Source organism: Thermomicrobium roseum DSM 5159, from assembly GCF_000021685.1.
Lineage (GTDB): Bacteria > Chloroflexota > Chloroflexia > Thermomicrobiales > Thermomicrobiaceae > Thermomicrobium > Thermomicrobium roseum.
In genome coordinates, this window is record NC_011959.1 from 329,538 (window position 1) to 355,670 (window position 26,133).

General features: G+C 63.2%; 24 protein-coding genes, 1 tRNA gene, 1 other RNA gene and 2 pseudogenes. 15 read left to right on the forward strand and 13 right to left on the reverse strand.

Annotation, left to right across the window (positions count from 1 at the left end; all coding sequences use genetic code 11):
* Nucleotides 1–25: 25 nt before the first annotated feature.
* Nucleotides 26–579: pseudogene (locus TRD_RS15320) on the reverse strand (FAD-dependent oxidoreductase).
* A 337-nt stretch (nt 580–916) separates the two neighbouring features.
* Here TRD_RS15320 and TRD_RS01520 point away from each other — a divergent pair.
* Nucleotides 917–2,110 (forward strand): ArsR/SmtB family transcription factor, encoded by a 1,194-nt coding sequence (locus TRD_RS01520; RefSeq protein ID WP_012641736.1) that lies wholly within the window; start codon nt 917–919, stop codon nt 2,108–2,110.
* A gap of 701 nt (nt 2,111–2,811) precedes the next feature.
* An RNA gene (gene ffs, locus TRD_RS14070) (signal recognition particle sRNA large type) lies at nt 2,812–3,075 on the forward strand.
* 76 nt (nt 3,076–3,151) lie between these two features.
* Here ffs and TRD_RS01525 read toward each other — a convergent pair.
* Genes TRD_RS01525 through sdhC form a run of 5 tightly spaced genes read right to left on the reverse strand, consistent with a single transcriptional unit; the run spans nt 3,152 to nt 6,914 of the window.
* The gene (locus TRD_RS01525) at nt 3,152–3,619 is read right to left on the reverse strand and encodes a hypothetical protein (protein WP_012641737.1); all 468 of its coding nucleotides are present in this window, start codon (nt 3,617–3,619) and stop codon (nt 3,152–3,154) included.
* A 12-nt stretch (nt 3,620–3,631) separates the two neighbouring features.
* A complete protein-coding gene (locus tag TRD_RS01530; protein ID WP_012641738.1) occupies nt 3,632–4,327 on the reverse strand; it encodes a succinate dehydrogenase iron-sulfur subunit in 696 nt (231 codons plus the stop codon).
* Nucleotide 4,328: 1 nt separating this feature from the next.
* Entirely contained in the window at nt 4,329–6,059 is a 1,731-nt protein-coding gene (gene sdhA / locus TRD_RS01535) for a succinate dehydrogenase flavoprotein subunit (protein WP_012641739.1), read from the reverse strand.
* Between the two features lie 3 nt (nt 6,060–6,062).
* The gene (locus tag TRD_RS01540) at nt 6,063–6,476 is read right to left on the reverse strand and encodes a succinate dehydrogenase hydrophobic membrane anchor subunit (protein ID WP_012641740.1); all 414 of its coding nucleotides are present in this window, start codon (nt 6,474–6,476) and stop codon (nt 6,063–6,065) included.
* Nucleotides 6,477–6,494: 18 nt separating this feature from the next.
* Entirely contained in the window at nt 6,495–6,914 is a 420-nt protein-coding gene (gene sdhC, locus TRD_RS01545) for a succinate dehydrogenase, cytochrome b556 subunit (protein WP_012641741.1), read from the reverse strand.
* A gap of 189 nt (nt 6,915–7,103) precedes the next feature.
* Here sdhC and TRD_RS01550 point away from each other — a divergent pair, with 189 nt between their 5' ends.
* From TRD_RS01550 to TRD_RS01570, 5 genes are all read left to right on the forward strand, one after another.
* On the forward strand, nt 7,104–8,225 hold the full coding sequence (locus TRD_RS01550) for a M20/M25/M40 family metallo-hydrolase (RefSeq protein WP_012641742.1): 1,122 nt from the start codon (nt 7,104–7,106) through the stop codon (nt 8,223–8,225).
* A gap of 26 nt (nt 8,226–8,251) precedes the next feature.
* A complete protein-coding gene (locus TRD_RS01555) occupies nt 8,252–11,200 on the forward strand; it encodes a helicase C-terminal domain-containing protein (protein ID WP_012641743.1) in 2,949 nt (982 codons plus the stop codon).
* The gene (gene glpX / locus TRD_RS01560) at nt 11,181–12,188 is read left to right on the forward strand and encodes a class II fructose-bisphosphatase (RefSeq protein ID WP_012641744.1); all 1,008 of its coding nucleotides are present in this window, start codon (nt 11,181–11,183) and stop codon (nt 12,186–12,188) included. Before TRD_RS01555 ends, glpX begins: the two co-directional genes overlap by 20 nt.
* 324 nt (nt 12,189–12,512) lie before the next feature.
* Nucleotides 12,513–13,817: a transcription termination factor Rho gene (gene rho / locus TRD_RS01565; protein WP_012641745.1), complete on the forward strand. Its 1,305-nt coding sequence runs from the start codon at nt 12,513–12,515 to the stop codon at nt 13,815–13,817.
* Nucleotides 13,818–13,838: 21 nt separating this feature from the next.
* Nucleotides 13,839–14,279, forward strand: a complete 441-nt coding sequence (locus tag TRD_RS01570) for a hypothetical protein (protein ID WP_052294032.1) — start codon at nt 13,839–13,841, stop codon at nt 14,277–14,279.
* A 5-nt stretch (nt 14,280–14,284) separates the two neighbouring features.
* On the opposite strand, the gene TRD_RS15060 is transcribed toward TRD_RS01570, so the two are convergent.
* Nucleotides 14,285–15,043, reverse strand: coding sequence for an alpha/beta fold hydrolase (locus tag TRD_RS15060; protein WP_012641747.1), 759 nt, complete (start codon nt 15,041–15,043; stop codon nt 14,285–14,287).
* An 87-nt stretch (nt 15,044–15,130) separates the two neighbouring features.
* Here TRD_RS15060 and TRD_RS15260 point away from each other — a divergent pair.
* Both TRD_RS15260 and TRD_RS15265 read left to right on the forward strand, forming a co-directional pair.
* Nucleotides 15,131–16,374 (forward strand): annotated as a pseudogene (locus TRD_RS15260) (P-loop domain-containing protein); the annotation flags it as partial.
* A complete protein-coding gene (locus TRD_RS15265) occupies nt 16,366–16,851 on the forward strand; it encodes a hypothetical protein (protein WP_420806791.1) in 486 nt (161 codons plus the stop codon). The pseudogene TRD_RS15260 and the gene TRD_RS15265, both read left to right, overlap by 9 nt.
* Here TRD_RS15265 and TRD_RS01585 read toward each other — a convergent pair.
* The 4 genes from TRD_RS01585 to TRD_RS01600 form a co-directional block, all read right to left on the reverse strand.
* Nucleotides 16,802–17,599 (reverse strand): 16S rRNA (uracil(1498)-N(3))-methyltransferase, encoded by a 798-nt coding sequence (locus TRD_RS01585; protein WP_012641750.1) that lies wholly within the window; start codon nt 17,597–17,599, stop codon nt 16,802–16,804. The two genes, TRD_RS15265 and TRD_RS01585, sit on opposite strands and share 50 nt — an antisense overlap.
* Nucleotides 17,596–18,516, reverse strand: a complete 921-nt coding sequence (gene prmA, locus TRD_RS01590) for a 50S ribosomal protein L11 methyltransferase (RefSeq protein ID WP_012641751.1) — start codon at nt 18,514–18,516, stop codon at nt 17,596–17,598. The genes TRD_RS01585 and prmA overlap by 4 nt, the downstream gene beginning before the upstream one ends.
* A 4-nt stretch (nt 18,517–18,520) precedes the next feature.
* Nucleotides 18,521–19,513 carry a sugar phosphate nucleotidyltransferase gene (locus TRD_RS01595; protein WP_012641752.1) on the reverse strand — a complete coding sequence of 331 codons (993 nt, stop codon included), beginning with the start codon at nt 19,511–19,513 and terminating at the stop codon, nt 18,521–18,523.
* A gap of 177 nt (nt 19,514–19,690) precedes the next feature.
* Nucleotides 19,691–19,764: transfer RNA gene (locus TRD_RS01600), tRNA-Glu, on the reverse strand.
* Between the two features lie 79 nt (nt 19,765–19,843).
* Between TRD_RS01600 and TRD_RS13455 the strand changes: the two genes are divergently transcribed.
* From TRD_RS13455 to TRD_RS01625, 6 genes are all read left to right on the forward strand, one after another.
* Nucleotides 19,844–20,455, forward strand: coding sequence for a DUF2085 domain-containing protein (locus tag TRD_RS13455; RefSeq protein WP_012641753.1), 612 nt, complete (start codon nt 19,844–19,846; stop codon nt 20,453–20,455).
* Nucleotides 20,442–21,644 (forward strand): bifunctional phosphopantothenoylcysteine decarboxylase/phosphopantothenate--cysteine ligase CoaBC, encoded by a 1,203-nt coding sequence (gene coaBC / locus TRD_RS01610; protein WP_041436256.1) that lies wholly within the window; start codon nt 20,442–20,444, stop codon nt 21,642–21,644. Before TRD_RS13455 ends, coaBC begins: the two co-directional genes overlap by 14 nt.
* Nucleotides 21,641–21,982, forward strand: coding sequence for a hypothetical protein (locus tag TRD_RS01615; RefSeq protein WP_012641755.1), 342 nt, complete (start codon nt 21,641–21,643; stop codon nt 21,980–21,982). Before coaBC ends, TRD_RS01615 begins: the two co-directional genes overlap by 4 nt.
* A 128-nt stretch (nt 21,983–22,110) precedes the next feature.
* Nucleotides 22,111–22,233: a hypothetical protein gene (locus TRD_RS15200; protein ID WP_012641756.1), complete on the forward strand. Its 123-nt coding sequence runs from the start codon at nt 22,111–22,113 to the stop codon at nt 22,231–22,233.
* A gap of 48 nt (nt 22,234–22,281) precedes the next feature.
* A complete protein-coding gene (locus TRD_RS01620; protein ID WP_012641757.1) occupies nt 22,282–23,451 on the forward strand; it encodes a baeRF10 domain-containing protein in 1,170 nt (389 codons plus the stop codon).
* Nucleotides 23,448–24,356 carry a diacylglycerol/lipid kinase family protein gene (locus TRD_RS01625; protein ID WP_012641758.1) on the forward strand — a complete coding sequence of 303 codons (909 nt, stop codon included), beginning with the start codon at nt 23,448–23,450 and terminating at the stop codon, nt 24,354–24,356. Before TRD_RS01620 ends, TRD_RS01625 begins: the two co-directional genes overlap by 4 nt.
* A 22-nt stretch (nt 24,357–24,378) precedes the next feature.
* On the opposite strand, the gene TRD_RS01630 is transcribed toward TRD_RS01625, so the two are convergent.
* Entirely contained in the window at nt 24,379–25,245 is an 867-nt protein-coding gene (locus tag TRD_RS01630; RefSeq protein WP_012641759.1) for a helix-turn-helix domain-containing protein, read from the reverse strand.
* 10 nt (nt 25,246–25,255) lie between these two features.
* Nucleotides 25,256–26,017 (reverse strand): hypothetical protein, encoded by a 762-nt coding sequence (locus TRD_RS01635; RefSeq protein WP_012641760.1) that lies wholly within the window; start codon nt 26,015–26,017, stop codon nt 25,256–25,258.
* Nucleotides 26,018–26,133 lie beyond the last annotated feature (116 nt).

Consider the following 26,133-nt stretch of genomic DNA (forward strand, 5'->3'; position numbering starts at 1 on the left):
GGATAGAGTCAGTCGGAAAGCGAGTTCAGGAGAGATTGGGTTGCAATCGCTCCTGCAGGTGAGGGAGATCGGTGTTGCGGAAGGAGAACTGGGCGATGGAGGCGAGATCAGCTGCGTGCGCTGCGGCCACCCCCATGGCGATGCATGGCCCCATCACACGAGCGCTGGAAAGCGCTGCTGGTTCGGCATCGGTGCAGCGACCGATGGCGAGGAGGTTGGTCAACTCGGGTGAGAGCAAGGAGCGATAGGGGATGGTGTGAAAGTGACCGTCCGGGAATGGCTGCCAATGGTAGCTCGCCGTTGAGTCAGGAGTTCGATCGGCCACGCGACTCGCGCGATGGCGTCAGGAAACCGGCGACCGGCGAGCACGTCCTCGACCGTGAGCATGTACTCGCCGACGATGGTCCGCGTCTGCCGGATACCGGGGTAACCGAGTCGGCGCAAACGAGCTCGTCCGAACACTGCGGGATAGTGATCACGCAAGAGTTGGGCAGCCCGGGCGGCCTCGATGCGAGCGAGCCAAGTCACCTGCCAGAAGGCGACCGGGTATCGCCGAATCGGATGGCAGAGGGAAATCACCGGGAACTGGTGTACCGAGAGACTGATCGCGACTGATCTGCACGAGGTGCACGTGAACAGACAGAATATCAGGAACGATATCCGACTACACGCGACAGCGCTATTCGGCCGTCGGAACGACCCTGCGCTCAGGCGGCGAACTGCCGATGTATGAAACAGGGTGAGTCCAGCTCGCCAGTGAGGGGGACGGGAAAAGACGGCTCGGATGGTAGCGACTTCAGCGGCACCTCATTGGGAGGGGGAGCGAGGCGCAACGACCGCGTCCGAAGGGATTGACACCAACTGGATTCCATGGTATCGTCATATCGCGATATCGAGGAGGCCGGGCCAGCGACGTATGGGTGAGTTGCTGATTGGCCGGCCGGCGCTCAAACTCGAAGTCGCAATTTCGGTTCCGCTCGATTTGACCTCGGTTATTTCGCTGGTCTTTCGAGCGACGGATGCGCGCCGATTCGAGCGTTGGCTGGTCGAAGCGCGAAAAGCACTCGGAGCGGAGTGGGAGCACGATCTCGATACGCTGCTCGGATTCTCGGGCCGATTACTCTACTACGTCGAAGAGTTGTTGATGTCGTTCGATCCTTTCCGGCCCGAGCATCGTGAGGCAGGTTTCGAGGACTATATCGCTCACCTGAAGCGGTTGCCGGCCTGGGCCTACCGCAGTATGGCGATCCAGGCCGTCCTGCGGGTGGCACTCGATCGGGGGGTGCTGGAGGCGCCCCCGGAGTCGGAAGACGCAGCAGCATGGCGGTCGTTCATCGAGCCTGGTCTCACGCGGGCCGATGCTGACGAGGTCGTCCGGCTCGTTCTTGCACCTGAACAACTCAAGGAGCGGACTGTCCGTCTCCTGGAGCGATTCTGGCGGGAGCTGTACGCGGCGGAGTTCGAGCGTGCGTTACCGGCCATGCGGCGAGCGCTCCGGCAGGCGAAAGCGACCACCTTTGCTAGCGTGGCAGCAGCTTTCGAGGAGCTGAGTGGCCATCGCTTGCCGGACGAGGTTCAGCTGGCGCTGCCGCGGGTCGAGCGGGTGACCTTCTGCCCCTCGTACTATCTCGGCAACTTCGTCCAGTTCATCCTGTACCCGCCGGAATTGATCCTGTACTTCAATTGCCAGCGGACCAGTGCAGCGACGCAGCCAGAGGTCGAGTCCGTCATTTCGCCTGACCTCTTGCCTGGTCTGCGTGCTCTGGGAGACGGTACCCGGTTGCGGATCATCGAGTTGCTCCGCAACGGTGAACGGTACGCTCAGGAGATCGTTGGCATGCTCGGCATCAGTCAGTCAGCCGTCTCGCGGCACCTGGCGATGCTGGAGGCCGCCGGAATCGTCACCGTGCGGCCAGCCAACGGGATGAAATACTATGCGATCAACTCCCAGCGCCTGCGGCAGATCGCCGAGGAGCTGGAGCGGATCGGTTCGGTCGAATCGTTTTCGACCGAGCACGACAAATCAAACGGTCTGCGCGCGGGCTTCTCGCGCGCATCGGGTCGATCGCTGCTGGCCGAGGAAAAGCCACCTCACTCCACCGTCGGGTGAGGCTAGGCAACTCCTCTGAGTCACCTCCTCACGCGATCCCGAACGGGATCGCGTCCCCCTCGACGACCCGCATCCAGTTCGGCCGGACTCGGCCACGGTCGAACTGCGATCGCCCTCCTTCGGCGATCGGCCCGATCGACGACGGGGACGCAAGTCCCCTTCGTCTTTTACCGGGGGGCAGTGGAGCACCACTGCCCCTCGTGCATCGAGCACGAGTTCTCCACGGATTCCCTTTCGAGGCAGCGACTTCCCGGAGCATTGGCCACGGTTCGACCGGATCGAGTCGTCGCGAGCGCGGGTCAGAGAACGGGGCCGTCAGCCGACGGCCCCGGGTACAGGGAGGGAGGGAGAAGTGGTCGAAAGGAGAAGAAGCCTTTGACGACAGTCGGCGCGCGTTCGAACGCTGTACGTACGGATCCTACATCGTAGGATACTGCGGAACGTTCTTGCTGTCAAGCCTCCACCTCGTTCACACACGCATTCGCGTTGGCTGTAGGGAAGATCGCGCAATCCTGGCCGGCGAGCCAGCTGCGACGCAGTCTCCTCGAGGAGCGTTGCTGCCCATGTGGCTGCTCGGTAAGCGTGTGACAGGTCGATGAGATGACGAAGTGCGAGCGATCCTGCCGGGGCGGGCTGCCGGTGCTGCCCGTGTAGCGTGCCGTTGGCGTGATGCGAGTAGCTCGGTTATACTGATGGCCGGACCGTGCTAGGCGGGGAGCTAGCGGTGCCCTGTACCCGCAATCCGCTCTAGCGGGGCCGAATTCCCTCCCGAGGTCCAACCCTGTGGGACTGCTTGGGCCACGCGGTGAGGATGGTTGGGTCCCACGCGGCGAGGACCCGTGAACCTGGTCAGGGCCGGAAGGCAGCAGCCATAAGCGGTCTTCCTCGGGCGACGTGGGAGTGCCTGGCCGGAGCTAGCGAGCCCAGTGCAAGCTGGAGGGTTGCGATCGACGGAGGGTGCACGGTCCGTTCATCGGGCCACAGCGGTCATGGCCGCTGTGGCCCGCGTCGTTTCCAGAAAGCAGATCGAGCGAGGGCGTTTCAGCGAGGCTTGCGTGGAGATGCTGCCGAGGTTGCACGGCGAGCTGCTCGCTTGGGGGTCATCGCGTACTGCTTGCGCCGGAGCTCTTCGGCGCGCTGCCGCGCGAGGGGTGGATAGACGCGAAGCAGCAGGTGCGCGGCATACGCTGTCCACACGAGTACCAAGAGGGCGCTGAGATACAGCCAGATCCGCTTGTAGAGATCGAAGGCACTGATGCGGCCGAGCCGGAAGAGAAAGAAGAAGAGTCCTATGCCGAAGACGATGAGACCCCATCCAGCGATGCGCTGCAGGAAGTCGGCCAGGAGAGGATCGCGCTTGCGGATGAGTCGGCGTGGGTCGTTGTAGATCCAGAGACAGGTGAGGAAACCGAGCGAGAAAACGACGACGTACGTGATCGAGAGCGGTCCCCAAGTAGGCATTTGCCAGAGCGGAGCGGTCAGGTAGTCCCAGTCGAACGGATTACGCATCGCTGGCTCCCGCTAGCTTTGCTCGAAGAGGATACGGCGCTTGACCTGCTCGATCGCGTTGGTGACCTGGATACCACGCGGGCATGCTTCCGTGCAATTGAAGATCGTCCGGCAGCGCCACACACCGAATCGCTGGTTGAGAATCGCAAGTCGCTCCTCGGTCGCCCGATCGCGCGAGTCGAACAAAAAGCGATGCGCGTTCACGATCGCGGCCGGGCCGAGCCATTCGTTCGTCCAGAAAATGGGGCAGGCGGAGGTACAACAGGCGCAGAGAATGCACTTGGTCGTATCGTCGTAGAGAGCGCGCTCCTCCGGTGATTGCAGGCGCTCGCGGACCGGTGGTGGCTCCTCGTTGATGAGGTAAGGCATGACGGTGCGATACTGGGCGAAGAAGGGCTCCATGTCCACGACGAGGTCACGGATGATGCGAAAGCCGAGCAACGGCTCGATCGTGATTTTCGGCCCGAGGTCCTTGATGAGCACCTTGCAGGCCAGTCGATTGCGCCCATTGATACGCATGGCGTCGGAACCACAGACGCCGTGCGCGCAGCTGCGGCGGAAGGTCAAGCTGCCATCCTGGTACCACTTGACGTAGTTGAGCGCATCGAGGACCCGATCAGTCGGTTCGACCTCGACCGTGTACTCGCGGTAGTACGGTTTGGTATCGGTTTCGGGATTGAACCGTTGGATACGCAACGTCACCTGCATCTCAGTACACCCGTTCCTTCGGCTCGAACCGCGTGATGACGACTGGCTTGTAGAAGAGCTGGAGTCCACCTGATGTCCGAGCGATCAGGGTGTGCTTGAGCCAGTTGGCATCGTCCCGTGCTGGGAAGTCTTCGCGATAGTGAGCACCCCGGCTTTCCTCGCGAGCCAGCGCCGAAGCAGCGATGGCTTCGGCACAGTCGAGCAGGAAGCCGAGCTCGATCGCTTCCATCAGTTCCATGTTGAAGGTGCGACTCTTGTCGTCGATCCGAATCTGCGTGTAGCGATTGCGTAGCTCACCGAGCTTCTGCTGCAAGCGCTTCAGACCGTCGCCGGTGCGAAAGACACCTGCGTCGGTCATCATCGCTTCCTGCAACTCGGCGCGGATTTGGGCGACACGCTCGGTCCCGTCGTTCTCCCGGATCCACTCGATTTCGGCACGAGCGCGGTAGGCCGGGTCTTTCGGCAGTGGATGGAAGTCGTTCTCCTGGACGAAGCGTGCCATGTGGCGACCAGCGCGTCGACCGAAGACGACGAGATCGACGAGCGAGTTGGTGCCGAGCCGGTTCGCACCGTGGACGCTCACACAGGCACACTCGCCCGCCGCGTAGAGACCGGGTATGGGCGTGTTCTGCGCATCGATCGTCACTCGGCCGTCGACATCGGTGGGGATCCCCCCCATCGCGTAGTGGGCTGTCGGCTGGATGGGGATAAGATCCTTGACGGGATCGAGGCCAAGGTACGTCCGCACGAAGTCGGTGATGTCAGGGAGTTTCGTCTCGATGACCTCAGCCGGGAGATGAGTCAGATCGAGCCAGACGTAGTCCTTGCCGTCCACACCACGACCGGCGCGAATCTCCTGATAGATGGCACGGGAAACCATGTCGCGTGGTGCCAAGTCGAGGAGCGTCGGGGCGTAGCGCTCCATGAAGCGCTCGCCCAGTCCGTTGCGCAAGATTCCGCCCTCCCCGCGGCAGGCTTCCGAGAGGAGGATCCCCATCTTGTAGATTCCCGTCGGATGGAACTGGTAGAACTCCATGTCTTCCAGGGGAATACCGCGCCGAAAGGCAATGGCCACGCCGTCACCCGTTGCCGCGAGGGCATTGCTCGTGACCTTGAAGACACGCCCGAAGCCACCGGTCGCCAGGAGCACGGCTTTGGCGTGGAAGACATGGATGTCGCCGGTCTCGATATCCATAGCGACGATGCCGGTGCAGACACCGTCGTCGGTCAGCAAGAGATCGAGCATCATGAACTCGTCGAAGAAGGTGACCTGCCGCTTGAGCGCAGTCTGGTAGAGCGTTTGAAGGATCATGTGGCCGGTACGATCAGCCGCATAGCACGCCCGGCGCACTGGACCCTCACCGAAGTTACGGGTGTGACCACCGAAGCGCCGCTGATCGATCCGACCATCCGGTGTCCGGTTGAAGGGAAATCCCCAATGCTCCAGTTCGATGATGGCGTCGATCGCCTCGCGGGCGAGGACTTCGGCCGCATCCTGATCGACGAGATAGTCGCCGCCCTTGACGGTGTCGAACATGTGCCAGATCCAGTGGTCCTCCTCGACGTTCCCGAGGGCAGCGGCGATCCCACCCTGAGCAGCACCGGTGTGCGAGCGAACCGGATACAGTTTGCTGACGACGGCTACATTGCATTTGCCTGCCAGCTGAGCGGCGGCCATCAGGCCGGCTCCACCCGCGCCGACGATGACCGCATCGAAGCGATGGAACACCATGGCTCAGCCTCCTGCCTGTGCGACGACTTCGAACTTGGATGGGTCGAAAGTCACGATCGCGATCGAGCCGATGACCAGAAAGAGAAGGGCCAAGGTCCAGAGGACCGAATGGGCGAACACGCGCCAACCGTGCGGACGGACATAATCATCGATGGCGAGACGAGCGCCGTTCAGCCCATGCGTCAGTGCCAAGAACAGTAGCAGCCAGTCGTACACGCGCCAGAACGGCGAATTCCACCGGTCGGCCACGAATTGCCAGTCGATCTCGTCGACCGTGTTCACGACGTGCATGATCACGACGTGTCCAACTGCCAAAAGGATCAACAGGAGTCCACTGATCCGGAAGTAATACCAGCTGTACAGCTCGAATCCGCCAGAAGGTCGCTCTCGTCCGAGGTGCGGTCGTGCGATCGTCATCGGAATAACTCCTTTTCATCAGCCAGCTTGGATGATCGCGCGGATCATCAGGAAGGCAGTGGGGATGAAGGCGAGCAGGAAGACCGCCATGACACCATAGAAGAGCTGCCGTTCGTAACGATAAGCGGCTGGCCAGAAGTCGATGAGCATGATGCGTACACCATTAGCTGCGTGATAATAGACCGCGCCAACCAAGATGATTTCGCCGATCCGGAAAACGGGGTGCCGGTAGAGAAAGAGCAACTCGTTGAACACCTCAGGACCGTAGTTCACGAGGAAGATGTCCACGATGTGCAGTAAGAGGAACAACAGAACCCCGAGGCCGGTAATGCGGTGAAATGCCCAGGAAATCATGCCAGGTGGTGGTCGATAGCCTCGATAGGCGCTGATTCCACGCGTCGTCGCTGATCGCGACTCTTGCGCTCGCGTGACCGTCATTTGAAACCTCCATCCCTCGCGCGTCGGGACATCCTTCGAGCGTCCCACGTTTGCGCTATCGCTAGTGTACGAGGCATTCTGGCGTTGCAACAACGACCAATTCGACTCATCCAAGCCGGCAGCCGGTGAAGCGCGAGGACAGTGGTACACTGCGCTTGCTGACCGGTGCGACTTGGTGGATCGGGAGCCATGTTGCTGTCGAAAGAGGATTCGGTCATCCGCGAGGCGTGTGTGCGCACGATCAATGTGGCCTGCCAAATCGCTCTAGTCCCGGCACCGACCTTCGAGGAAGGAGAACGAGCCGAGCTGGTCTGCGAACTCTTTCGGGAGCGCGGTGCGTCTCCCTTCATAGACGATGTGGGGAACGTGGTCGTGCGTCGACGGGGAGAAGGTGAGAAGCGAGCGCTCCTGCTGGCAGCCCACTTGGATACCGTGTTCCCGCGCACGACTCCGTTGACGATCGAGCGTGGCGAGGGGTGGGTGCGTGGTCCGGGAATCGGCGATAACGCGTTGGGCGTGGCGGCGTTGCTTACGCTGTGGGATTTCCTCGAATCGTTCGGCGTCGTGCTTCCGGGCGATCTTGTGCTCGCGGCGAACGTCGGGGAGGAGGGGCTGGGAAATCTGCGCGGGATGCGCGCGCTCGTCGATCAGTTCGGGCGCGAACTCGGGGCCGCGGTGGCAGTGGAGGGGCACAATCTCGGTCGGGTGACGCATATCGCCGTTGGATCGATCCGCCTGCGGTTGATCGTGCGCGGGCCTGGTGGTCATAGCTGGGGGAACTTCGGGACGCCGAGCGCGATCCACGAATTGGCACGGATCATCTGTGCGCTGACGGAGCTTCCGGTGCCGCGTTCACCCAAGACGACGTACAATGTCGGTATGATCGACGGTGGAGTATCGGTCAACACGATCGCTCCTTTCGCCCAGGCGGTGATCGATCTACGGTCGATCGACCCGCGTGAATTGCAGCGGCTCTCTCGCGCGGTCGAGGAACTCGCTGCGCGGCAACGCGCGGCGGGTGTCGAGGTCGAGCTGGAGTTGCTCGGCGAGCGGCCGGCTGGCGAGACGCCCGTGGATGCACCAGTCGTCCGGACAGCGTTACAGGTGCTCCGTGCACTCGGAATCGAGCCGGTCCTGGATGCCTCGAGCACGGACGCGAATGCGGCGATCGCTGCTGGGATTCCAGCGATCTGCATCGGGTTGACGCGAGGGCGGGGGAGCCACACGCTGGAGGAGACGATCGAGATCGCGCCCCTGGAGCTCGGCCTCCGGCAGCTTCTTCAGCTTGTGCGAGCTTTCCCAGTCATCTGAAACGAGTCGATCGAGGGGTGCCGGCAATGCCGCGGATTTACGTCGCGCTCGACATCGAGGCGACTGGTATGGATCCGGAGCGCGACGAAATCATCGAAGTCGCGGCGATCAAGTTCCGCGAGGAGGAAGTGCTCGAGCGATTCGAGACGCTCGTGCAGCCGCGGCGTCCTGTTCCGCTCGCGGTGGCAAGTTTGACTGGTCTCACGATGCGCGATCTCCGGCGTGCACCCTCGTTCCAGCAGATCGCGCCACGGCTCCGCCAGTTCGTCCGCAATTACCCGATCGTCGGCCAGTCTCCGGATTACGACCTGCAGATGCTGAGCGCGCACGGACTCGAACTGCGCAATCCGGTCTACGATACGTTCCGTTTGGCGACGATCTTGTTGCCCGATCTTCCGGCCTACTCGTTGGCTGGCATCGCGGCACGACTGGGCATCTCGGTCGCGCAGCAGCATCGGGCGATGGCCGATGTCGAGACGACCATGGCGGTCTTTCTGGGACTGTGTGACCTGCTGCGCGCCTACGATCCGGAAACGTTGCGACGGTTGGCCGACTACAGTGCGCAGGCCGGATTGCCGGAAGCGGAAGTCTTCGAGGCGATTTATCACGAGTTGGTCACTCAAGGGATCGGGCAGCTCGGCGATGCGCTCGCCGAGCGCGTGCGTTCGTCGGTACCGGGTGCCAATCATGCGGCCGAACTGGTCTTTCTGCTGCCGAGCGATCGGCCACCACGCCTCGAACCGACCGGTGAGGCACCGGTCTTTGACCTCGACTGGATCGGCCGTCTCTACGGACCCGAGGGCCCGTTCGCGCGCTCACTTCCCGGGTACGAGTTTCGAGCTGGTCAAGTACGGATGGCCCAGGCGGTGACGAACGTCCTCAACCAGGGAGGCCAGCTCTTGGTCGAGGCAGGGACGGGAACTGGTAAGTCGCTGGCCTATCTCCTGCCGGCTGTCCTCCATGCGGTCGCGCGTGGCGAAACGGTGGTCGTCTCGACCGATACACTCGCATTGCAGGATCAGTTGTTCGCCAAGGATCTCCCGTTGCTTCGGCGTGCGCTCGAGGCAGCAGCTGAACACGATCCCCGACTGGCCGATGCGGCACGGTTTCGGGCGACGGTTTTGAAGGGGCGATCGAATTACCTCTGCCTGCGGCGCTGGTTTCTGCGGCAGCGTGAACCGTTCACGAGCCGGGCCGAAGCGCTCCTCGCAGCGAAGATCACCGCCTGGCTCGCGCAGACGGAAACAGGCGATCGTGCGGAACTGCACCTCTCAAACGAGGAACAGCTGGCATGGGCACAAGTGGCGGAGTCGGAAGGGGCCTGCCTACCGAGCCGTTGCCTCTTCCATCGGCGGAACCAATGTTTCCTCTACCGGGCGCGGGCCACAGCCGAAGGCGCGCACATCGTCATCGTGAATCATGCGCTGTTGCTGTCCGATCTGCTGGCCGAGAGCCGTGTGTTGCCGTCGTACCGGCACCTCATCATCGATGAAGCGCATCACCTGGTCGATGAGGCGACGCAGCAGTTCGGTTTTCAGATCGCTCATGAGGATATGCGTGAGCTGGTGCGGCGGGTGCTCGGACTCGATCATCTGGGTCGCTATACTGGTGTGCTCGGCGAACTCTGGTCAGTGCTCGCTCAACGGCCGGATGGATCGGCGCGGGCTGTCGCTCGCGAACTGGGTCAGCGGCTGACCGACCTGTGGCCGCGCGTGGAGACGCTGCACCAACACACCGAAATGCTGTTCCACCTCTTGGCGGAGGTGGCGCAACGCCATCCGGTGGAAAACGGAGGTTATGATCGGCAGATCCGCATCACTGGCGCACTGCGGCAGGAAACGATTTGGGGCACGGTCGAAGAGCTTGGCCAAACGGTGACCAGCCATCTCCGGACAGTTCTCTCGGCCCTCCAGTGGGTCAGTCACCGGCTGGAGGATCTTCCCGCGGCGATCCGCGACGAACTGAGCGAACTCGTGACCGAGTTGGACGTGCTGGAGCGGCGGGCGCGCGAGCTGCACGGCCGCTTGCAGGAGATTTTGTTCTCGCCGCGCGTCGAGCGGGTGTACTGGTTAACGTGGCGTGCGCAACCGTTGTCGGTCAGCCTGAATATGGCGCCGCTGGACGTCGCGCCGCTCCTTCAGGAAATGCTCTTCAGTCGAGTCGATACCCTGGTTCTGACGTCAGCGACCTTGACCGTGGATCGCTCGTTCGACTACATCCGACAACAACTCGGGTTAGCCGATGCGGACGAACTGGTCGTGGAATCGCCGTTCGACTACGCCAGTTCGACGCTACTCTGCCTGGCTGAGGACATGGCAGAACCGGGTGAGCCGGGGTACCAGCGACAAGTGAACGAAGCACTCTTGGCGTTGCTGCGCGTGACGCGCGGTCGTGCGCTGGTCCTTTTCACGTCGCACAGTGCCCTACAGGCAGCCTATCGGGCGATCAAGCGGCCGCTCGAACAAGAGGGAATCCTCGTGCTCGGACAACGGTTGGATGGCAGCCCGCGCCAGCTGGTCGAACGCCTCAAGGCGCGACCGGCGACGGTCGTCCTCGGGACCAATGCCGTCTGGGAGGGAGTCGATGTACCGGGTGAAGCATTGAGCGTCCTCGTGATCGCGAAGCTGCCGTTCGCGGTTCCGAGCGATCCGGTCTTTGCGGCGCGTTGCGAATCGTACAGCGATCCCTTTCAAGAATACGCCGTGCCGCAGGCTGTCCTCCGCTTCAAGCAAGGCTTCGGGCGACTCATCCGCAGCACGCGCGATTATGGTGTCTGTGTCGTCTTGGATCGGCGCGTCACGACGCGCCGCTACGGGCAGCTCTTCGTTCAGTCACTGCCACCATGCACGGTCAAGCGGGTACCAGTTGCACAGATCCCACGCTTGGCGCAGGACTGGTTAGTACGGCAGCAGGATCGCTTGGCAGCACGGGTACCAGCGGAAGGAGGATCGGGCGATGGATCAGCTGGATCGTAACCTGGCGATGGAACTCGTGCGTACAACGGAGGCCGCTGCATTGGCCGCGGCCCAATGGGTCGGGCGTGGAGACAAGAACGCAGCGGATGCCGCAGCGGTGCAGGCGATGCGGCGGATGCTTTCGACGGTGCACATGAAGGGAATCGTCGTCATCGGCGAGGGGGAAAAGGATCAGGCGCCGATGCTGTACATCGGCGAGGAAGTGGGAACCGGAGAGCCGCCGGAAAGCGATTTGGCGGTCGATCCGATCGATGGGACGCGGCTGTGCGCCAACGGCATGCCAGGTGCCGTCTCGGTCGTTGCCTTGGCCGAGCGGGGTTCGATGTATTACCCGCCGGGAATCGTCTACATGAACAAGATCGCGGTAGGGCCGGAAGCCGCGCACGCGATCGATATTCGACTTTCCCCCACCGAGAACTTGCACCGGATCGCCGAAGCGAAACGGATGAGTGTCCGACTGTTGACGGTCGTTGTGTTGGACCGTCCCCGCCACCAGGCACTGATCGAGGAGATCCGCCGTGCGGGAGCTCGCATTCGGCTGATCACCGATGGCGATGTGGCGGGTGCCGTGATGACCGCTTTCCCGGAATCGGGTGTCGATGTGTTGATGGGTATCGGTGGTTCACCGGAAGCGGTCGTCGCGGCGGCAGCGCTCAAGTGCGTTGGCGGGGCGATTCAGTGCACGCTGTATCCGCGTGACGAAGAAGAACGCCAGCGCGCACGCGAACTCGGGCTCGAACTCGAGAAGGTTTTCACGGCTGACGACCTGGTGCGCTCGGACAACGTCTTCTTCGCCATGACCGGGATCACGACCGGGGATCTGGTGGAAGGAGTTCGCTTCACGCGGCACGGTGCCGAGACGCACTCGATCGTGATGCGATCTCGAACCGGGACGATCCGGCGGATCGCGGCCGAGCACCGGCTGGCGAAGGTACAGGAATACCAGACGATCGCGTTTGACACGGATGGTAGAGTCATGGTAGAGTAAAAGAGCGCGGGTTGACCCGCGTTGTCTCATGCCTCTCCATCGTGCCCCGGTCTCGAACCAGTCCTGTTGACGCTTCGAAGACCGGCATCTCTCACGGGAAATCGAAAGACGCGCACAAGAGGTTTCCGAGATTTGTCCGCACTGCGATCACCGTTTTCGCGCACGAAGCCAGCCTGGGCCGTTCCGACTCCTCCGCGGGGGTGATCGGGCGGTTCACCTGGTCTCCGTGCGGCGAGCGGTTCACCCGGAATGTTCGAGAGGACGAACCAAGTAGAGGAGAACGAACGCGTGGCAAAACGAACCGATTCGAGGAGGGCGGAACTTATGGATCCTGTTGCACCCACCACGACTACAGTCGAAGAGGTCAAGGAGACTCCGACGCTTACCGCAGCCGAGCTCCAGGACAAGAGTCTCGAGGAACTCCAAACGATCGCCCGGGACTTCGGCATCCCGAATGCGCAGCGGTTGCGCAAGATGGAACTCGTAAACAAGATCCTGCGCGCCCAGATCGAGCGCGAGGGGGGGATTTTCGGGGAAGGTGTCCTCGAAATCACCGAAGACGGATTCGGATTCCTCCGCGGTGAACGCTATTTGCCGGGTCCCAATGACGTCTACGTGTCGCAGTCGCAGATCCGACGCTTCGGCCTGCGCCAGGGAGACTGGGTCGCTGGGCAAGTGCGTCCGCCGAAGGAGAACGAGAAGTACTACAGCCTGCTTCGAGTCGATGCCGTCAATGGCATGGACCCGGAGTTGGCGCGGCGACGACCGAGTTTCGATACCCTGACTCCGATTTTCCCGATGGAACTGATCAATCTGGAGACCGAGCCGCACATCCTGTCGACGCGGCTGGTCAACCTGGTCGCGCCGATCGGACGCGGGCAGCGTGGTCTCATCGTGTCGCCGCCCAAGGCCGGAAAGACAGTTCTGCTGAAGCACATCGCGAATGGCATCACGACCAACTACAAGGACATCCATCTCATCGTGTTGCTCATCGGTGAGCGCCCTGAGGAAGTAACGGACATGCGGCGCTCCGTCGACGGTGAGGTCATTTCCTCGACCTTCGACGAACCGGTCGAAGACCACATCCGAGTAGCGGAAATGACGCTCGAGCGGGCCAAACGATTGGTCGAGTGCGGTATGGACGTGGTGATCTTGCTCGACTCGATCACCCGGCTGGCTCGTGCTTATAACCTGAGTGTTCCGCCGAGCGGGCGAACGCTTTCCGGTGGTATCGACCCGGTCGCGCTCTACCCGCCCAAGCGCTTCTTCGGTGCTGCGCGCAATATCGAAGGCGGTGGGAGCCTCACCATCATCGCCACCTGCTTGGTCGATACCGGATCCCGTATGGACGACGTCATTTACGAGGAGTTCAAGGGCACCGGCAACATGGAATTGCACCTCGACCGCAAGCTTGCCGAGCGGCGTATCTTTCCGGCGATCGACATCCAGCGCTCGGGGACACGGCGCGAGGAATTGTTGTTGGACGAGCAGACCTTGCGCCAGGTCTGGACGATGCGACGCATGGTGTCGATGCTCGGCGGGACCGATGGCACGGAACTCGTGCTGGGCCGGCTGGCGCGGACGCAGAACAACGCAGAGTTCTTGGCGACGTTGCACAAGGATCTCTGAGTCGAATGGACGTCGGACCCGATGGTTCGCGAGCCTCTCGTGCGCTCACCTGAGCGTGAATGGAGCGATCGAGACATTCTCATGCTGGTCGCGGTGGCGGCGACAGCCGTCCTCTGGCCGATCGGGCTGCTGTTGACCTGGGCGAGTGTCCGCTGGCGCTTGCGGGACAAGCTGATCGCGACGATCCTCCCGTTGGCGGGCCTGATCCTTTCCCTCGTGATCCTCCCGGCGGGAGCGCGCGGGATCGGTTTGAGTGGCCCCTCCGGACTCGCCTGGACGGTCGAAGTCGGGCACTACGCAGGCCTGGTCGGAGCGCCGCTGCTTGCTGCCCTCTATCTCGGTATACGGGCGCGGCTGCCAGCACGTCTCCTCGGTGGGCTGGTGCTCCTGGCGCTCGCCATCCTGGCGCTCGGACAACTCGCCTTTTTCCTGGGCGGTCGGTTGCATCCCGGCGGAGCCTGAGCGCTTCAGCTGCTGGCTCGCTCGGCGCGCAGGAGAAAGTCGAGCAAGACGAGTCCAGCAATATGCGGGAGTAAGCGATGTGGGAAATGACCGGCGCGCGGCAGGAGACAGAGTTCTCCTGCCGGTAGCCGGCTGGCGATGTCGACGAGCCACGGCGCAGGGGCCACCGGATCATTGTCGCCGCTCATGAGTAACACCGGGCAAGTGAGCGACTCGACCCCAGCCTGCCACTCGCGCATCTCGGGCGGCTGCTCCTTGCTATCGCGAATGAAATTGGCGAGGAGTCGGTCGCGGGCGTGGTGCGGGCCATGCGCGCGGTGCAGGTGGGCGTACTCAGCTTCGTTGGAGGGAAACTGTTCCTCGATGATTTGCCGGGTGTAAGCGGCCGTGGAGGGAGCGGCGAAATTGGGCGGGCCGATGAGCACGAGAGACCGTGGATGGATGGCACCCTCGACAGCCAGGCGCGTCGCGACCATGGCGCCGAGGCTCGCTCCGACGAGATGCGCGGACTCGATCCCCAGCCGCCGCACGAGTTCAGCGATATCAGTCGTGAACCCGGGCAGCGTCAGGCGCCCACCGGGATCGCTGCTTCGTCCATGTGCTCGGAGGTCGGGGGCTATGACGTCGAAGGAGCGGCGCAGGGTATCGAAGATGGCAAGCCAACTCTCGCTGGTTCCGAAGTACTGGTGGAGGAGGATAACCGGAGGGCCCGTCCCAGCTCGACTGTAGTACAAGCGTACGTGGCTGAGATCACAGAACGGCATCTTCCCCTCCTCGCTGACAGGGCACTGCCGGAGCCGGCCAGCCGAACCACTATACTCACTGCCGAGCGCTCAGGGGGAGGGATTGGTGTGCGCGACGTCAGTGCGCTCCGGACGATTCTCCGGCGTATCGATCGTCGGGGTTACAAGGCCTACGAGGAGCTTCGCGGCTTCTTTCGGCTCGGGGATATCATCCTGGCGATCGATCACGTGCAGGGTGATCCATATGCGCCTCCGTCGCGCGTGCGCGTGATCGTGGAGCGTTCGCGGCTCGTCTTTCCCCCCTGACGAATCGGATACGGCGGGTCGCATTGGAGGATTTTCTCGCTCGGCGTGCACGGCGAGCCATCGATCGAGTCGGGCGTCGGCGGACGGGAACCGGTCGCTCGGGGATTATCCAGGTCGATGCCGGTGGTCAGGAGGTTCTCGAACGCACCGCCTGCCGGATCAGCGACGATCGGGTCGAATTGCGCCTTTCAGTGGGACTACCAGCAGCTGGTCGAACGGTGCTCGGTGATGTGGCGGAAGACTTGCTCACGGCCGCGCTGCCCGAAATCGCTCGATATGCTCTCTGGCTCGATCGGACGGCGCTTCAGGAAGCAGAACGGTTCATCGCGGTGGTCGAAGATGCGGAAGCGCTGCGCGAGCAGTTGCCCAGGGCCGGTCTCGTCGCTTTCATCGGCCGAGGAGCGATCCTGCCGCGCAGGAGCGGTGTCAGTCAGGAGCCACTGACCGATGGAGTCGTTCCCTTCGAGCCACCGCCGAGTTTGGAAGTCGAACTGGCGACTCCGCACAGTGGTCGCCTTCGTGGGATGGGTATTCCAGAGGGAGTCACGCTCATCGTCGGTGGCGGATTCCACGGCAAGTCGACGCTTCTCGAGGCACTGGCCCGCGGAGTCTACAATCACATCCCCGGCGATGGACGAGAGCGAGTCGTGACGCGAGCCGATGCCGTGGTGATTCGAGCGGAGGATGGCCGTCGCGTTGTCGGTGTCGATCTCTCACCGTTCATACGTGACCTCCCGCTCGGTCGCTCGACGACCTGTTTCACCAGCGAGGATGCGAGCGGATCGACCTCGCAGGCATCCAATATCCTCGAAGCGTTGGAGGCCGGTGCTCGGGTGCTTCTCATGGACGAGGACACCTGTGCCACGAACTTCATGATCCGCGACCACCTGATGCGCGAACTTGTCCCTGCTGAAGCTGAACCGATCGTCCCCTTCATCGATCGTGTCCGCCAGCTGCACCGCGAGGCAGGTGTTTCGACCATTCTGGTAATGGGTGGTGCGGGCGACTATCTGCACGTGGCAGATACGGTCATCTGGATGCACGCCTATCACCCACGCGACGTGACGGCTCGCGCTCACGAACTCGCTCGTCAGCATGGAAACGGGGTGTTCGCTCCACCGAATCCCTGGCCAGGGGTGGTGCAGCGAGTACCGATTCCAGAAAGCATCGATCCGCGGCGACGGGAGCGAACGCGGATCAAGGCGCATGGCACCGAGGAAGTAACGTTCGGGTACGAGTCGATCGATCTTCGACATGTCGAGCAGCTGGTCGATCCTAGTCAAGTGCGCGCGATCGGGTTGGCGCTGGCCTATGCCGTCGAGCATGACATCATCGATGGGAAGCGGGCACTGTCGGCGATCCTCGATCTGGTGGACGAGATCGTTGACCGCGAGGGTCTGGATATCCTCTCACCGTACCGGGGCCACCCAGGCGATCTGGCACGCCCGCGACGGTACGAGCTGGCAGCCGCCCTCAACCGGCTGAGGAGCCTGGAGGTGCGGCAGGTTCGCCTGGCTCCCTGAACTGCGGACGAGTCGGACGCGTGCGTGCCTGGACGGCGGCAATGCCGCTGATCGCGGCGGTTTCCGCCCGGAGAATCAGCGGCCCCAGCGAGCGAAACTCCGCCCCGTGCCGTCGGAAGAGCGCGATTTCCTCGGCTGTCCACCCGCCTTCGGGGCCCACGGCGACAGTGACCGTCTGGTCTGGCGAGAACGAGGCGTGTGCGATCGCCTCCGCTTCGGGTGCTTCCCAAAAGACGAGCAAGCGAGCGGTGCGCACGGTGGCGAGTGCGCGGTCGAGCGTCGAGGGGGTGTCGATCTCAGGCAGCGTACCGCGCCCGCATTGCTCGCTGGCCTCCATGGCGATCCGCTGCCAACGCGCCAGACGTTGGGTCACATCGCGAAGGGCTAGATGAACAACAGTTCGTTGAGTGTGCAGGGGAACGATGCGAACGATGCCGAGTTCCGTCGCCTTTTCCACCACCAGGTCGAAGTGATCGTGACGCAGCAAGGCCTGCAGTAACACGATCGGTGGCGGGGGGAGGGGTCGTGCCGGCTGGGCATCGACGAGAACGGCGACCGTGCGCTCAGGATCGAGCTCGATGAGTTCGGCGACGAAATCGATCGCGCGACCATCGCAGAGGAGCACCCGATCGCCTGGGCGCAGCCGCAGGACACGGACAAGCTGATGGCTCACGCGCCGAGGTAGGGTGACGCGAGCACCGAGTTCGAGATGTTCGGTCACGAAGAAGCGATGGCCCCGCCGGCTCATGGCCGATTCCGCCGCAGGAGCAGGCTCACCCAATCACCGTCCTGCCGGCGCTCGACGAGTTCAGTGCCGAGATCGTGATAACGGCGACGGACTCCCTCCTCGGCTGTGTCGATGATGCCGCTGAGGACGAGGTGAGCGCCGGGCCGTGCAGCCCGCACCAAGCGCGGCCCCGCTTCGATCAAGACGCGGGCAACGATATTGGCCACGACGAGGTCATAGGCCTCGCGATCAGTGAGGTCCTCGGTGACATCGCCGATGCGCACCGTCGCACGATCGGCGACGCCGTTCCGCTCCAGGTTCTCCCGCAGGACCTCGCCAGCAACCGGATCGATTTCCCATGCCGTGACCGACCGAGCACCGAGCGCGAGCGCAGCGATGGAAAGGATGCCCGACCCAGCTCCAGCATCGAGGACGCTCATGCCGGGGGTGACCAAGCGTTCCAACCAGAGGAGACAGTGCTGGGTAGTCGGGTGGAGCCCCGTTCCGAAGGCCATACCAGGATCGAGGTGAACGACGATCTCGTCGTCGCGTGATTCGTAAGGGATCCAGGAAGGCCGGATGACGATCCGGTGGCCGATGCGCGTCACCGGGAAATGGCTCTTCCATGCCTCGGCCCACTCCTCCTCGGCGAGTGTCCGCAGGCGAAGTTCACCGATACGCCCGAGTTGGCTCAGGTGCCAAAGCCCATGTCGGAGTCGTTCGACTGTGGCATCGACCTGCTCGTCGAGCGGCAGATAGGTCGCGATGAGAACCGGAGTCGCCGGATCGATGGTCGCGTTTTCTCCGTCGGGATCCTGTGCTACCGGGTGAAAGACGGCGGCTCCCTGCTGGTAGCCGAAGCGGGCGAACAGTTCGGCGACTGCATCGGCGACCTCAGCATCAGTCTCGACAGCGACTTCGAGCCAACGCGCAGGCATCAGCTCATGCTCCGTCTCGTCCGGAGAAGGTGATCTCCGAGGAATCGCCGACGTTCACGCGCACGAAGTCACCGAGTACCCGGGCGCGGCGACCGACGATTGAGCGGTGCAGCATAACGCCGTTGATGGTCGCCTCCTCGTCGATGATCGAGTCGGTGACGATCGCGTGGGAGACGACCGCGCCCGGACCGATGCTCACGTAAGGACCGATCACGGCGTGCTCGATGCGGGCAGTGGGATCGATCACGACCGGTGGAACGACGACGGCGGTCGGGAAGGACGGCTGTGGGCCGGCTTGACGGTCCAGGAGGAAACGATTGGTTTCGAGGAGCGCTTCGACCGTGCCGCAATCCTCCCAAACCGAGACAGGTTGCGCCACGATCGTGCGGCCGCGGTCGATGAGGATCTGGATCGCTTCTGCCAAGTAGTACTCGTTCCCGCGCTTGCGGCCCTCGGCGATCTGCTGCTCGATCGCAGCGATGAGGTCTCCGAAGTCACGGAAGTAATACACCCCGACCACGGCGAGCCGAGAGACCGGTTGCGCTGGCTTTTCGACCAGTTGGGCGATCCGTCCGTCTTCGACGATGACGACACCGAAGCGGCGGGGATCGTCGACCTCTTTCACGAAAACGATTCCATCCCACGGACAAGTGAGAACCGCTTCGAGGTTGGCATCGAAAACGAGGTCGGGAAACACGACGAGCGTCGGACCATGGACGAGACCTTTAGCCTGGAGCAAGGCATGCGATTGCCCGAGCGGCTCAGGTTGCTCGACGAACACAGCGTCGAATCGGTAGTGGGTGCGCACATACTCTTCGATCTGCTCGCCGAGATATCCGGTCACGAAGACGACGCGTTGGAGTGGCAACCGGTTCAGTCGGTCCAGGACATGGCCGAGGATCGGTTTCCCGGCGACGGTCACGAGCGGCTTGGGTTTGCTCCAGGTGTGGGGGCGAAGTCGGGTCCCCAGGCCGGCAACGGGAATCACCACGTGCATCGGCTCACCTCCCTCGTCGGAATCGAGGGTGTGTCCTTCCCGAGCAGGTCCGATTCCAACGAGCGCCGAGTGTACCCGCGCTCGTGCTCGAGTCTGGGCGGATCGAGTTGCAGCGATCGCATTCGGCAGGATCCTCGTCCGCGGTCGCGCAGGGCAGAACGCTTGAGAAAACCGGGGTGCCCCCAGCGGGATTCGAACCCGCGATCTCCACCTTGAAAGGGTGGTGTCCTGGGCCTCTAGACGATGGGGGCCGGCGCCCACACAATCTCTAGCAGTATAAACTTTCCAGGGTGATTTCGTCAAAGGCGCGTGCAAAGAGGAAAACGACCGATGGATCATCCGCATTTTGCTCCCACGCCGACTGCCGTGGTGCGGGCCGACCGGGTCGAAGCCGTCGTGAATCGGTCGGTCGCATTCTGGGCCCGGCACTGGCTCGCTGGGCTCAACCTGCTCGCTGGTGTCTTCGCGTTCTTGCCGCTTCTCGCTCCCTGGCTCCTCGCGCAGGGGCACACGACATTGGCGTATGGTATCTATTTCGCCTACCGCTTCGTCTGTCATCAGAAACCGGAGCGGAGTTTTTTCCTCTTCGGTCACCAAATGGCGTACTGCCAGCGCGACCTGGCTATTTACCTGGGCGTTTTCGCGCTGGGAATGGTGTATGCGGTTGTCCGGCGCTGGCTCCGACCACTTTCCTGGCGGGGTGCGTTCCTGTTGTCGATGCCGATGGCGATCGATGGCCTGACGCAGCTCGTCGGTCTGCGGGAGAGTACGTGGCAGCTGCGGGTCTTCACCGGCGTCTCGTTCGCGCTGGCGACCGTCTGGTTCGTGTACCCTCGGCTCGAGAGCGGTTTCGCTGAGGTGCGGGCGGTGCTCGCTGCCCGATCACTGCAGATCGAGCGAGGAGCGGAGGGGACGAGCTGTGGCCAGGGTGCTGGCGAATAAACGAGTTGTCGTCGGAGTGACCGGCGGTATCGCCGCGTACAAGACGGTCGAACTCGTGCGTCGCCTGATCCAGGGTGGCGCCATCGTCGATGTGGTGATGACGGAAGCTGCCACCGCTTTCGTCGGCTCCTTGACTTTCCAGGCGATCACGCGTCGCCCGGTACAGGTCACGACAGTCGGCGTCTGGGAAGGGGAGCAGGCTGGACACGTCACGCTCGGTGCAGCTGCCGACGTCATGATCATCGCGCCGGCAACAGCTGATGCCCTGGCGAAGCTGGCGCATGGTCTGGCGGATGACGCAGTCACGCTCACCGCACTCGCCTGCCCAGCACCGCTCATCGTCGCGCCGGCGATGGACCAGTACATGTACCTCCATCCGGCGACTCAGGAGAACCTGGAGCGCTTGCGGAGGCGTGGCGTCACGGTGATCGGACCGCATCGTGGACCGCTCGCCTCCGGGATGGTCGGTGAGGGTCGAATGGCCGAACCCGAGGAGCTGTTCGGTGCTGTCCGGGCGGTGCTCGGTCGTGCTGGGCCCCTGGCTGGTTGCCGAGTCGTGGTGACTGCTGGTCCGACACGGGAAGCGATCGATCCTGTACGATTTTTGAGCAATCACTCGAGCGGCAAGATGGGTTATGCGTTGGCCGAGGTCGCGCGTGACCGCGGTGCAGGGACGACGTTGATCAGTGGTCCGACCTGTTTACCTGCTCCGTTCGGCGTTCGCTTCGTTGCTGTCGAGAGCGCAGCCGAGATGGCGGCAGCCGTTGAGGAGGCGATCAGCGATGCGGACGTGCTGGTGATGTGCGCTGCAGTGGCTGATTTCCGCCCCCGTCAGGTTTCTGCCGAAAAGATCAAGAAGCGCACAGCATCGCTGTTGCTGGAACTGGAGCCGACACCGGACATCCTGGCATCGGTCGCGCGTCCTGGACTCCTCAAGGTCGGGTTCGCGGCGGAGACGGAGCGACTCCTCGAGCATGGCCACGAAAAGCTCGTCCAGAAGGGGATCGATCTTCTCGTCATCAACGATGCACGGCGGACGATGGGAGCGGAGACTGCGCGTGTCACGTTGTTGCGACGTGGTCGGGAACCTGAGGGGTTACCTGATCTTCCGAAGGAGGAGGTAGCTGAACGGATCTGGGATGCGATTCAGGAGCTGCTCGCTGAACGGGAGAGGGTTGCACAAGGATGAGTGATCGGCCACCACTGCGTGCCCGGCGTGTCCGACGGCGCGGGACAGTGGCAGTGCAGCTCGCCAACTGGATTCCCGTGCTCATCTCCGTGTACTGGTCGATCCTATTGGCGCGCTGGTTTGTGTGGGTTCTGGCGAACGCAGTCGGGGGGCAGTTTACGCAACTCCTGGTCCTCCACCGATGGCTCGCCTGGCCCTTCACCGACCTTCCCGGGGCGTCTCGCTGGCCGTTACTCGCCGATATCGCGGCTGTGGTTCTGAGCGGCGTCGCGGCACTCGGTCTTCTAGGTGTCGCGGCGGGATGGTGGCGGGAAGCCGAGCGACGACGCCCATCCTGAGATGACGAGCGCATGGCGACTGCACACGCGAATCGCCGCGAACGCTGCGATGCAGCGTGGTAGACTGCTGGATAGACAATGAGTGGGGAGGCCGGAGGGCTCGCGTGCGTGGCCAAAGGAGCAATCGGATGGTGCGCAACCTCGTCCGTGGGGTTCTCAATCTGGTGCTCGCCGCCGTGGCGACTTGGCTGGCGAACTATTTGGTCGAAAGACTCTTCGGTCCTGAAGAAGCGGTCAGCGAGCATTCCTGAACGATCGCGGATCGATCATCTGATCGACGGGTATGGGGAGGGTCGAGCGTGGAGATAACGCGTCGTGAAGTCGAAGGCTTGGGAGCACTGCGCAGCGACGAATGGCCGATCATCAGTCTCTACTTACGAGTCGATAAAGAGCATATCACGGACGATCACTATTCGATTCGGTTGAAGAACTTGCTCAAGGAGTTGGAGCGAGCGCGGGAACAGATTGGACTGAATCGAGCACAGTCCCAAGCGGTCGACGAGGATGTCGAACGGATCCGCGCCTTCTTCCGCGATCATGGCGACGAGTTCGGTCAGGGAGTGGCCCTCTTCGCGAGTAGCCGGGCTGGCCTTTGGCGCGTCTATCATGTGCCGCGAGAGGTCGGGAATGAAGCCGATCTCGATTTTCGGCCTGTCATCGGGCGCCTGGTGCGCGTGGTCGAGTTGTTCGAGCCGATCTGTACGTGTGTGATTTCGCGAGACCGGGCAAGGATCTTCCGCGGCCATTTGGTGAACTTTCAAGAAGTCGCCGTACGACTGGACGAGGAAGTTCCCGGCCAGCATGGGCAAGGGGGCTGGTCGCAGGCGCGTTTTGCCCGCCACATCGAGGATCATGTGCGCCAGCATTTTCAGCGGGTCGGGCAAGTGCTGTTCCAACTGTTCGAGCAAGATCCGTTCCGGTTTCTCGTGGTCGCTGGTCCCGACGAGGTGGTCGCGGACTTCGTCGATGGCCTGCATCCGTACTTGCGCGAGCGCTATGTCGGATCCTTCAACTGTTTGATGGAGGCGACAGCCAAGGAGATCCGCGAGGAGACCAAGCGCATCGTGACGGCGTGGCAGGAGCAGGAGCGGCAACGCTATGTCGACTTGGTGCTGGAGGAGGCACTCAGTCAAGACATGGCGGTGGTCGGGCTCGATCGCGTCGTCGAAGTGGTACAGATGCAGAATGTCAACAGTCTCGTCGTCGATGACCAGCTGAGTGCGCCGGGGCGATACTGCCTGCGCTGCGGTGCCCTGCAACCGATCGGCAGTGAGGCGAGCGAGTGCGTGTTCTGTGGTGGCCTGACGCGCATGCGCGAGAATATCGTGCCGGAAGTCTACGCCGAGGCTTATCGACAGAACGCGAATCTCGTCTTCCTGAGTGAGCGGGATTTACGCGCTCGACTCGAGCCGTTCGGCGGCATCGGGGCGATCCTACGGTATCGAATCGGGGCGCCGGCGACCTCATGAAGGCGTTTCCGACGCTCGCGCTCATCGTCAACAGCGGCGCTGGGCGTGTGCGCCCCTCGAGCGTGGCGCGCGTCCGGGAGGAACTGGCCAGGCGCTTTCGGGTCACGGTCCATGTCGGCTCTTCACCGGATGAGGTGGCGAGACTGGCGCGCCAGGCGGCTCGCGAGGCCGAAGTGGTCGTGGCGTTCGGTGGGGACGGTACAGCGAGCCGCGTCGCTGCGGGCGTCGTCGGCAGCGATGCGGTCTTTAGTGCACTGCCCGGAGGCTCGACCAATCACGTTGCGCGTTTGCTCGGTTTCCCGGCTGATCCGGTGCGGGCGGCGCGCCTACTCGCCGGCCCAGCGCGCTTCCGCTTTCTCGACGTTGGTCGCGTGGATGCTGAGCGAATCCTCCTTTTCCTCGGCGGAACGGGTATCGATGGGACGATTGTCCGCGATGCGCCTCCCTCCGCCAAGCGTTTCTTCGCGTGGCGAACCTATCTCGTGCCGGGACTTCGCCATCTGCTGGACGGCCCATGGCCTTTTACGGTCGAGGTCGATGGGATCCAGCACGTGGTGCGTGCGCGCAGCGTGCTTTTGGCGAATGGCTCGTTTCTCGTTCATCCCTATTTCCGTCTCGGACCCGCGATCGATCCCAGCGATGGATTGCTGGACGTGCTGATCTTGCACCCTCCACATCTCGTGGGTTGGCTAGAGCTGTTCGCCTGGACCGCGCTCGGTCGCTTGTGGCGCTCGCGCTACGTCGCCTCGTATCGTGGGCGACGAGTAGTGGTGCGAGCAGCGACACCGGTCCCGGCCGAGATCGATGGGGACAGTTGGATCGGTATCACCGAGCTAGCCGTCACGGTCGAGCCCCGAGCTCTGCGCGCCCTGGTTCCCGCGTTCGTCCGCGGTGTCGGCGAGTGAAAGCACGTCAGGCTGCTCTCGATCACGGGTAGCTGGCGGTTGCGTCCCAACGTTGGCCCAGCGGCCCGCGATCCTGGCCGTCGACGATGATCCGAACGAGTGGCGCATTACCCGAGCTGACCGTCATCGTCTTACCGCGGAAACTCCGTCGGTCTCCCTCATTCAGCACTTCAGCGAGCACCGTGCGACCATCCACGGTCACCTGAACCCAGACCCGACCCATGGTCACGATCTCGAAAGTATGCTCGGTTGTCGCCGGTCCGGCAGGCGCCGGTGTTCCCGATGTTCCTGGCGTGGGGGAATGCTCCGGTTTCGCTTCGGTGGAGGCCGCAGAGGCAGGAGATGCCGTTGCGTTCGCCGCGGGGTTCACCGGTACGGTGCCTGGGGGCGCGGTGGGGACGGTCGTGGCAGTCGCTGCCGGAGCGGAAACCACGCCGGTCACTGTCGGCATGACTGCTTCCGCGCTGGTGGCGACGCTGCTCGCCTCCGGTGTGGGCGATGTCTCGCGGGGAACGAGGTAGGTCGTGTAGACGAGTGCGAACACGATCGCGGAGAGAGCGAGCATGAAGACGATCACAGCGAAGTTCGGTGCCCAGTGCATGAGCGGTTCTCGTACGGGCTGCACCGAGGGGACGACGCGGAATCCCATGCTGCGCTGACCATGCGCTTCCTCGAACTTGGCGAGGACCGTGACCGGATCGAGGCCCAGGTACTGGGCGTAGAGGCGGACGATGCCACGCGCGTAGGTCAGGGGTGGGAGCTGCTCGAACGCTTCCTGTTCGAGCGCAGCGAGATAACGCCGGTTGATGCGGGTCGCACGCTCGGCGTCGAGGAGCGTCACGCCACGGTACGCGCGTGCGTTCCGCAATAATTCCCCGAACTCACTCATGCCGTGCCCCTCAGGAGCTCGCTCGGCGCCGGCGTTCCTGCTGACGCATGCTCAGAAGCTGGCGCAGCAACTCGTCGACCAAGGGCGTCGGCTGGCCATGGTGAGAAATATCGACTTCCTGGAGCCACCAATCGTCGGTCGGTAGCCACCAGGAACCCAGCGTACTGTGGCAGCCCAACGTCTCCGCGGCGACGAGCGTTCGCTCGGGAAAGGCATAGCGATTGGCACACCAGCCGTGACGTCCATCCCCTACCGGCCGAAAATCGCGACAGGTGCGGCAAATGCGCGGGAGCGCAGCGAGCGAGGCATGGGCCGCCGGCTGTACGTCATCGAGCTGTGGTTCGATGAGGTGCGATGGTTCGGTCGGTTCTGGGGCTGCGTGCTCTTCGACTGTTGGGAACGGTTCCGTCTCGCCACTCTGACCGTTCGTGCGGTAGCTTTGGGACGCTGGTCTGGTGCGCTGATGGTGCACTGGCCCAGCAGATGCCGCGGAGACCGAGGGGGGACTGACCGGAGTGGCCTCGGGGTGAAGGGCAGGGCTCGGGGAGTCCGCCCGTTCGACCCACGAGCCGGCGATCACCGACAGGGCAGGGCGGTTTCCGGCCTCGCGCGGCTCCCAGAGATCCTGATCCCAGTTGGTGCGGCAGGCGAGTTCACCGCGGCGAACGAAGACGACGTGCTGGAGGCCTTGCCGCTGGGGATGGCGACACCAGCCGGATCCAGCGAGTCCACCCTCTTCGAAGTAGCGGCACGTCCCACAGCGTCGCTGCATCAACGGTACCCCTCCCCGAACAGCGAACACGGCGCGGCCGCTGCCGCCCCGCGCGATGGTCCCTCGCCTCGTCGGCCACCACCTGCGGACTATCCTAGCACACGGTCTCGGCTGGT

Excerpts from the sequence above, each read along its gene's own strand:
- TRD_RS01555 (WP_012641743.1), top strand. The coding sequence starts at position 8,252 with ATGCCGCGGATTTACGTCGCGCTCGACATCGAGGCGACTGGTATGGAT.
- TRD_RS01525 (WP_012641737.1), bottom strand. The coding sequence starts at position 3,619 with ATGCGTAATCCGTTCGACTGGGACTACCTGACCGCTCCGCTCTGGCAA.
- rho (WP_012641745.1), top strand. The coding sequence starts at position 12,513 with ATGGATCCTGTTGCACCCACCACGACTACAGTCGAAGAGGTCAAGGAG.
- TRD_RS01635 (WP_012641760.1), bottom strand. The coding sequence starts at position 26,017 with ATGCAGCGACGCTGTGGGACGTGCCGCTACTTCGAAGAGGGTGGACTC.
- sdhA (WP_012641739.1), bottom strand. The coding sequence starts at position 6,059 with ATGGTGTTCCATCGCTTCGATGCGGTCATCGTCGGCGCGGGTGGAGCC.
- TRD_RS15060 (WP_012641747.1), bottom strand. The coding sequence starts at position 15,043 with ATGCCGTTCTGTGATCTCAGCCACGTACGCTTGTACTACAGTCGAGCT.
- sdhC (WP_012641741.1), bottom strand. The coding sequence starts at position 6,914 with ATGACGGTCACGCGAGCGCAAGAGTCGCGATCAGCGACGACGCGTGGA.
- TRD_RS15200 (WP_012641756.1), top strand. The coding sequence starts at position 22,111 with ATGGTGCGCAACCTCGTCCGTGGGGTTCTCAATCTGGTGCTCGCCGCC.
- TRD_RS01530 (WP_012641738.1), bottom strand. The coding sequence starts at position 4,327 with ATGCAGGTGACGTTGCGTATCCAACGGTTCAATCCCGAAACCGATACC.
- TRD_RS01540 (WP_012641740.1), bottom strand. The coding sequence starts at position 6,476 with ATGACGATCGCACGACCGCACCTCGGACGAGAGCGACCTTCTGGCGGA.
- TRD_RS01625 (WP_012641758.1), top strand. The coding sequence starts at position 23,448 with ATGAAGGCGTTTCCGACGCTCGCGCTCATCGTCAACAGCGGCGCTGGG.
- TRD_RS13455 (WP_012641753.1), top strand. The coding sequence starts at position 19,844 with ATGGATCATCCGCATTTTGCTCCCACGCCGACTGCCGTGGTGCGGGCC.
- TRD_RS01570 (WP_052294032.1), top strand. The coding sequence starts at position 13,839 with ATGGTTCGCGAGCCTCTCGTGCGCTCACCTGAGCGTGAATGGAGCGAT.
- TRD_RS15265 (WP_420806791.1), top strand. The coding sequence starts at position 16,366 with ATGCACGCCTATCACCCACGCGACGTGACGGCTCGCGCTCACGAACTC.
- TRD_RS01585 (WP_012641750.1), bottom strand. The coding sequence starts at position 17,599 with ATGAGCCGGCGGGGCCATCGCTTCTTCGTGACCGAACATCTCGAACTC.
- TRD_RS01595 (WP_012641752.1), bottom strand. The coding sequence starts at position 19,513 with ATGCACGTGGTGATTCCCGTTGCCGGCCTGGGGACCCGACTTCGCCCC.
- TRD_RS01615 (WP_012641755.1), top strand. The coding sequence starts at position 21,641 with ATGAGTGATCGGCCACCACTGCGTGCCCGGCGTGTCCGACGGCGCGGG.
- TRD_RS01520 (WP_012641736.1), top strand. The coding sequence starts at position 917 with ATGGGTGAGTTGCTGATTGGCCGGCCGGCGCTCAAACTCGAAGTCGCA.
- TRD_RS01630 (WP_012641759.1), bottom strand. The coding sequence starts at position 25,245 with ATGAGTGAGTTCGGGGAATTATTGCGGAACGCACGCGCGTACCGTGGC.
- prmA (WP_012641751.1), bottom strand. The coding sequence starts at position 18,516 with ATGCCTGCGCGTTGGCTCGAAGTCGCTGTCGAGACTGATGCTGAGGTC.
- TRD_RS01550 (WP_012641742.1), top strand. The coding sequence starts at position 7,104 with ATGTTGCTGTCGAAAGAGGATTCGGTCATCCGCGAGGCGTGTGTGCGC.
- glpX (WP_012641744.1), top strand. The coding sequence starts at position 11,181 with ATGGATCAGCTGGATCGTAACCTGGCGATGGAACTCGTGCGTACAACG.